Origin of the sequence: Clostridium tunisiense TJ, assembly GCF_000300195.1 — a bacterium.
GTDB lineage: Bacteria > Bacillota > Clostridia > Clostridiales > Clostridiaceae > Clostridium_J > Clostridium_J tunisiense.
Genome location: NZ_AMQH01000009.1, coordinates 335,033 through 341,305 on the forward strand (window position 1 = coordinate 335,033; position 6,273 = coordinate 341,305).

General features: G+C 31.1%; 5 protein-coding genes. All 5 read right to left on the reverse strand.

Annotation, left to right across the window (positions count from 1 at the left end; translation table 11 throughout):
* The 5 genes from C661_RS0109435 to C661_RS0109455 all read right to left on the reverse strand — a co-directional run bounded on the left by C661_RS0109435 (position 1) and on the right by C661_RS0109455 (position 5,949).
* Complete coding sequence (locus tag C661_RS0109435) at positions 1-1,170, reverse strand: ABC transporter permease (protein ID WP_017415071.1); 1,170 nt, start codon at positions 1,168-1,170, stop codon at positions 1-3.
* A 10-nt stretch (positions 1,171-1,180) separates the two neighbouring features.
* Positions 1,181-2,119, reverse strand: coding sequence for an ABC transporter ATP-binding protein (locus C661_RS0109440; protein ID WP_017415072.1), 939 nt, complete (start codon positions 2,117-2,119; stop codon positions 1,181-1,183).
* Between the two features lie 138 nt (positions 2,120-2,257).
* A complete protein-coding gene (locus C661_RS0109445) occupies positions 2,258-2,908 on the reverse strand; it encodes a response regulator transcription factor (RefSeq protein WP_017415073.1) in 651 nt (216 codons plus the stop codon).
* Positions 2,909-3,033: 125 nt separating this feature from the next.
* Entirely contained in the window at positions 3,034-4,227 is a 1,194-nt protein-coding gene (locus tag C661_RS0109450) for a sensor histidine kinase (RefSeq protein ID WP_017415074.1), read from the reverse strand.
* A gap of 324 nt (positions 4,228-4,551) precedes the next feature.
* Complete coding sequence (locus C661_RS0109455) at positions 4,552-5,949, reverse strand: NCS2 family permease (protein ID WP_017415075.1); 1,398 nt, start codon at positions 5,947-5,949, stop codon at positions 4,552-4,554.
* Positions 5,950-6,273 lie beyond the last annotated feature (324 nt).

Here is a 6,273-nt window from a genome sequence, read left to right on the forward strand (position 1 = left end):
TTAGTCCTCCCACTTTACTTTTACTTTTATAATGCTAATTAGATAACTCATAATAGCTATTATTACCATAATCATTAGCGGATTAAATATTGAACTCATTGTGTTTTCTAGCATATATGCTTTAAACACTTTAATTATATGAGTATTCGGTGCTATATTACTTAATACTGCTATGATCTTTCCACCAACCTTATCCACTGGAAAGAAGGCCCCTCCAACAGATACTGAAAGTAATATAAATGCCTGCATAAATACTCCACCAATTCTCTTATCTTTAAAGAAAGCCACTAAAAAACCTGCTAAAGTTGCTTCTAGAATGCTTAAAATAATAAGAATTAATATTAAAATTCCATAAGCCCCTTGAAAGGAAACATTAGAAACTTTATAAATTATGACATAAAGGCTATTTACAATAAAGGCAAAGATAAAATTAGATATTAATGTATAGTTAAAAAATTGTATTTTACTAATAGGTGCCGCTAAATATCTTTTTACTAATCCATTTTCCCTCTCTGTATAATAACTTGTTGTAAGACTTCCAATTAGTACTAATGATATGAAACTAAATATAGAAATTGAATAGTATTGAAAAGAAGTTAAGCTTTTACCTTCTGTGTAAATATTAGTTTTTATGCTTTTTTCTGTTTGGAAACTCTTAAACTTTTCCACAATGTCCATCCTTAGCTCTTCTTTACCTTCTGTTGATAATGAACTTTTCACTATTTTATCATTAATAAGAATCCTCTCTTGCATCGCCTTATTATACTTATCTATTATAGAAGACACTGCTACTATAGCAGGTTCTCCTTTTTCAGTTAGCTGCTTTACAACAATCTCTTCTTCTTTTAAGTCTGTTAAAGCACTTTCATAACCCTTAGGAATAACTACTTCTGCTTGAAGCTTTTCTTTATCCTCAGTTACTACTATGAAATCCTTTAAGCTCTCACTATTAAACAACTCTTTAAGTCCAATAGAGGTTTGTGATTTATCTTTATCTATTATATTAATATAAAATTTACTCATTATATTCTCAGGAGTAAAGAGATCCTCTTGAAAATACCCATATAACAGGCTTGTGACTACTGGAAAGATAATAAAAGTGAATACTGTTACCTTCCATTCACGAACCAAGCCTTTTAGCATGACCTTTATAAATGCTTTTAATTTCATAATAAACCTCCTAATCCCTAAGGGTTTTTCCTGTGAGAGATAAGAATACTTCCTCTAAAGTAGGTTCTTCAAAGGTAATTCCCCTTATTTTAATTTTTTCTTCATAAAGACTATTTATTAGGGTATTTAAATTAAAGAATTCCTCCTTAACCACTAACTTTAGCATTCCATCTTCCTCAGTTAAATCCATAACTCCCTCTAAGGCTTTTACTCTTATTAAAGTCTCAGCAGTATAGCTATCTGGCTTTAATAAAAGTCTGCTTTTATCACTTACCATAGCTTTTACAGACTTTTTAGTTCCATAGGCTACTTCTTTTCCTAAGTCCATTATGAAAAGCCCATTGCAAAGATAATCTACTTCCTCCATATAATGCGAAGTATAAATTACTGTAGTATTTCTATTTTTATTTATTTCTTTTGTAAACTCAAAGATATGGTTTCTAGATTGTGGATCAATACCTACTGTTGGTTCATCCATAATCAAGATTCTTGGATGATGAAGTATTGCAGCTGCTATATTAAGCCTTCTCTTCATTCCCCCTGAAAATTTCTTAAGCTTTTCATTTTTTCTATCCATAAGACCTGCTACCTCTAAGGCTTCATTTATTCTTTCCTTTAAAAGCTTTCCTTTTAAGCCATATAGACTTCCCCAAAACTCAAGATTATCATAAGCCGAAACTGTTTCCATTAGTGCAATCTCTTGTGGTACAAGGCCTAGTTGCCTTTTTACTTCAAGTGGATTCTTTATTATAGAGTATCCATCCACTAAAATATCACCGCTATCTGGTTTTAAAAGTCCTGTAATCATACTAATTAAAGTAGACTTTCCTGCTCCATTTGGTCCTAAAAGTCCAAATATATCTCCATCCTCTATGGATAAACTTATATTATCTACGGCAATTTTATCATCAAAACGTTTCGTTACATTTTTTATTTCAATTAGACTCATAAAAAAATCCCCTCCTAAATCTTCTACTTATATAATAGAAAATTTTAGGAGGAGATTCCATTCCCCTAAGTAACTAAGTTAAGTGACTTAAGTCATCTATAATTAGTTATTAGTAATTATGCTCGTGATTAAAGTGCTTTACCTACTTATACCTGACTTAAAAGCAAAGATAGCAATTTGGGTTCTATCTCTTAATTCCAGTTTTGATAATATGTTAGAAATATTATTTTTAATGGTTCCCTCTGATAAAAATAACTTCTCCCCAATTTCTTTGTTGGATAAGCCATTAGCTATTTCTCTTATAATGCTTACTTCTTTTTCTGTGAGATTATACTGATCTATAACCTGTTCACTATTATCCTTCTTAACTTCCTCTACCATCATTACAGTAGCAACTTCAGGATGCACTACCACGCTACCTATTATAGCCGCCTTTATGCCTTCATATATAACATCATAGGAGCTATCCTTTAAAAGATAACCTGATGCTCCAAACTTCATAGCTTCATGTATATATTCTCTATCATTAAAGGTAGTTAAAATTAAAACCTTTATTTCCTTAAAGGTGTCTTTTATAAGTCTTGTACCTAAAACCCCATCACACTTAGGCATTCTTATATCCATAAGCACTAAGTCAACCTTATGTTCCTTACAAGCCTTATAAGCCTCCTCCCCATTTTCACAAAGGCCTACTACTTCTATATCCTCAAAGGAGGATAGTATTATCTTTAAGCCTTCTCTAATTAACTTCTCATCGTCTACAATAATGATATTTATCTTTTTATCCATGGCTATTCTCCTTACCTTACCATATATTTAAAGCCTATTCCCCTATGATTTACTCTAATTAGCTCCTAACTATACGTTTTATTTCCTGATTATTTATATCAACATTCTTATTGAAAATAAAATATTTATGGTTCTCTCTCACTATTCTTAGCCTCGTTAAAAGCAGTTAAAATCTCATTAGGATGTAACACAACTTTTAGAGTAAAACCTTTATTTATCTCTGTATCATAGGATATTTCCCCTCTAAGTTCATTTACTCTTTCCCATATACTTTGAAGGCCTATGCCTTTAGTTACCTTCTCAGCTCCAACCCCATTGTCTTTTAAGGTTATTATTAAGTTATCTTGATTAAAGTACATGAATATGCTAATTTCTGTAGCCTTGCCATGTCTTAGAGAATTAGACATAAATTCTTGAATAACTCTATATATAACAAAGGAATGATCTGAGTTTAAGTTCCAACTTTGCTTTGAATACCGTAGCTTCACCTTAACCCCTGTAAGTTTTTGAAAGTTTTTCACCAGCTCTTCAATTGCAAGTATACCTTCATATTTTTCAAATTCACGAGGTTTTAATGCTCTTACAGCTCCTCTTACCTCTTGAAGACTTTCCTTTACAAAGTCCCCCAGATTTTTTGCCAAAGTTGAAGCCATTTCTCCATTGGTTTTTGCCATCTTTTCAATGGCCCCAAGCTGAATTATTGTGGTGGATAAACTATGCCCTACACTATCATGAATTTCCCTAGAAATTCTATTTCTCTCCCTAAGTAAGGTAAGCTCTTCAATAGAACTTGCATAAGCTTCTATATCTTCTTTTGCCTTTTTTAGTTCTTCCTCAGAAATTCTCAGCTTATCATAAAGCTCCTGAGCCTTTAATTTTCCTTGAACTTCTTCTTTGATATAATTACTTAAAGCTATAAGTGTAATTAAAGAAAAGGTTGTTATAAGTAGTTCCCTGCTCTCTAGATTTCTTCCAATAACTGCTAGAGTTATAATTGCTAAAAAAGAAATTATCTTAGCTTTGTATTCCCTTAAAAAGAAGGCCCCATCAAGAACTGAGGGTAGAAAATAAAAGAATAATACTCCGCCACGATGAGTAAAAGAAATATAAGCAATTACCCATTCTACTAATATAGATAGAATAAGACACGCTTCCTTTTGCTGAAAGTTAAAAAACCTGACCTGATTATTTATTATGTATAACAAAATTATTCCTACTGAAAACATGCTAATCAAGGTTTTATTATATAAAATCATTGTAAAAATAATTAGGATTATAGATAAATATCTAATACTTATTAATAAAACTCTATTTTTCATTTTTCCCCCATAATTAAGCTGCCAATTCTATATAAATTACAGCTTTCATTTTTTTACTTATCATAGATAATCAACTTCCTTCAAATAACTTGTTGAGGTATTTCTCCTTAAAACTATGATAAAGCTAACTATTATTGAAATAATTAAAAAGAAACTAGCTATTAAAGATGCTACTTTCCTACGTTTTTTATATTTGAATTAATCCGTAATATACTTATATATAAAATTATACTATGTTTATCTTAATATAGGGAGTTAAATCTCAAAATATAAACTTATGCAAAAAAATATAAGGTGCCTCAATTTAATGAGGCACCTTTAAATTTAAACCATTGCTGAAATTACATAACTTAATATAAATAGTCCAGTTACAATATAAAGAATTGGGTGTACTTCCTTACCCTTTTTCTTTAACACCTTAGCTATGCAGTAGAATATGAATCCAGCTGCTACACCATTTGTAATGCTATATGTGAATGGCATAAATGCTATAGTAAAGAATGCTGGTATTGCAATTTCTAAATCTGACCATTCTATTTTTTGAAGAGATTCAGCCATTAATATACCAACAACTATTAATGCTGGTGCTGTAGCTGCTCCTGGAACCATTCCTGCTATTGGAGCTATGAATAAGCATAGTAAGAATAATATTCCTGTTACTACTGAAGCAAGACCAGTTCTTCCACCTTGGCTTATACCAGCAGTACTCTCTACATAAGTAGTTGTGTTACTTGTTCCAAGCAATGCACCAATTGATGTTGCTGTTGCATCAGCAAATAATGCTCTCTCTAACTTTGTTGAAAAACCTTTGCTATTTTTACTTAAAGAATAATCTTCGTTATTATCAAATATTCCTGATTTCTTTCCAGCACCTAGGAAGGTTCCTATAGTGTCAAAAGTATCAGTTAAAGAAAAGGCAAATATTGTTGTTAATGCTACAAATATTTTTCCTGGATCTGAAAATAACCCTACAAAGTCTAGTTTAAATAGTGTTGGACTAAGACTAGGAACATCAAAGTTCATAACTCCTGATGCCGGAACTTGAGTAACTCCAAAGAAAATCCCTATAACTGTTGTTGCTAGTATTCCTACAAGAATTGAACTCTTAACTTCTAATATCATAAGAACTATTGTAATTATAAGACCTATTAATGCAAGTTGAGCTACTGGATCCTTAAAGTTAACGATAGCTGGAACCACATCTTGGAATACTCCACCTTCACCTAAGGCTGCAACCTTATTTACTGCTTCTCCAGTAAATTGAAGGAAGTGAGCTTGTTTAACACCTATATATGCTATAAATAATCCTATACCACCACTAATTGCATATTGAAGTGATTCTGGTATAGCTACTATTATCATTTTTCTTATGTTAGTAACTGTAATTATGATATTTATAATACCACAGATGAATACCATTGCTAAGGCCTGTTGCCATGTAAAACCTAAGCCAAAAACTACGGTAAAAGTAAAGAATGCATTAAGTCCCATACCTGGTGCTAATGCAAAAGGAACATTAGCTACAAACCCCATAATGAAGGTTCCAATTACCGCTGCAAGAATTGTTGCTACAAATACTGCACCCTTGTCCATTCCTGCCTGAGATAAAATTATTGGATTAACAAAAATAACATATGCCATTGTAAGGAATGTAGTTAATCCAGCTAATGATTCTGTTTTAATGTCTGTACCATTTTCCTTTAGTTTAAAAAACTTATCCATCAAGAACACCTACCTTTTTTAATATTAACAATACTAATTACAATAAATCCGAACTACACATTGAATTATACACGAACATTTGAAATAAATCAATATATATTGTTCGTTAATTATTTGTTAACTAGGTTGTCTATGTATTTGTACCTTTAATTAAGTACTCACATAAGTAATTCTTATCTTATAGATTTACTACTTGAAACCTTAAAGTATTTTGCTATCCAAGTATTGAAAAACTTAATTTTATTTAAAGCTATGACGTAGTATATCTATATTAGCCAAATTCTTAAGTTCATAGACTTTATAAAAGTTGTTCTTAGATGGTGA

Coding starts and splice junctions, on each gene's coding strand:
- C661_RS0109445 (WP_017415073.1), bottom strand. CDS start 2,908: ATGGATAAAAAGATAAATATCATTATTGTAGACGATGAGAAGTTAATT.
- C661_RS0109450 (WP_017415074.1), bottom strand. CDS start 4,227: ATGAAAAATAGAGTTTTATTAATAAGTATTAGATATTTATCTATAATC.
- C661_RS0109455 (WP_017415075.1), bottom strand. CDS start 5,949: ATGGATAAGTTTTTTAAACTAAAGGAAAATGGTACAGACATTAAAACA.
- C661_RS0109440 (WP_017415072.1), bottom strand. CDS start 2,119: ATGAGTCTAATTGAAATAAAAAATGTAACGAAACGTTTTGATGATAAA.
- C661_RS0109435 (WP_017415071.1), bottom strand. CDS start 1,170: ATGAAATTAAAAGCATTTATAAAGGTCATGCTAAAAGGCTTGGTTCGT.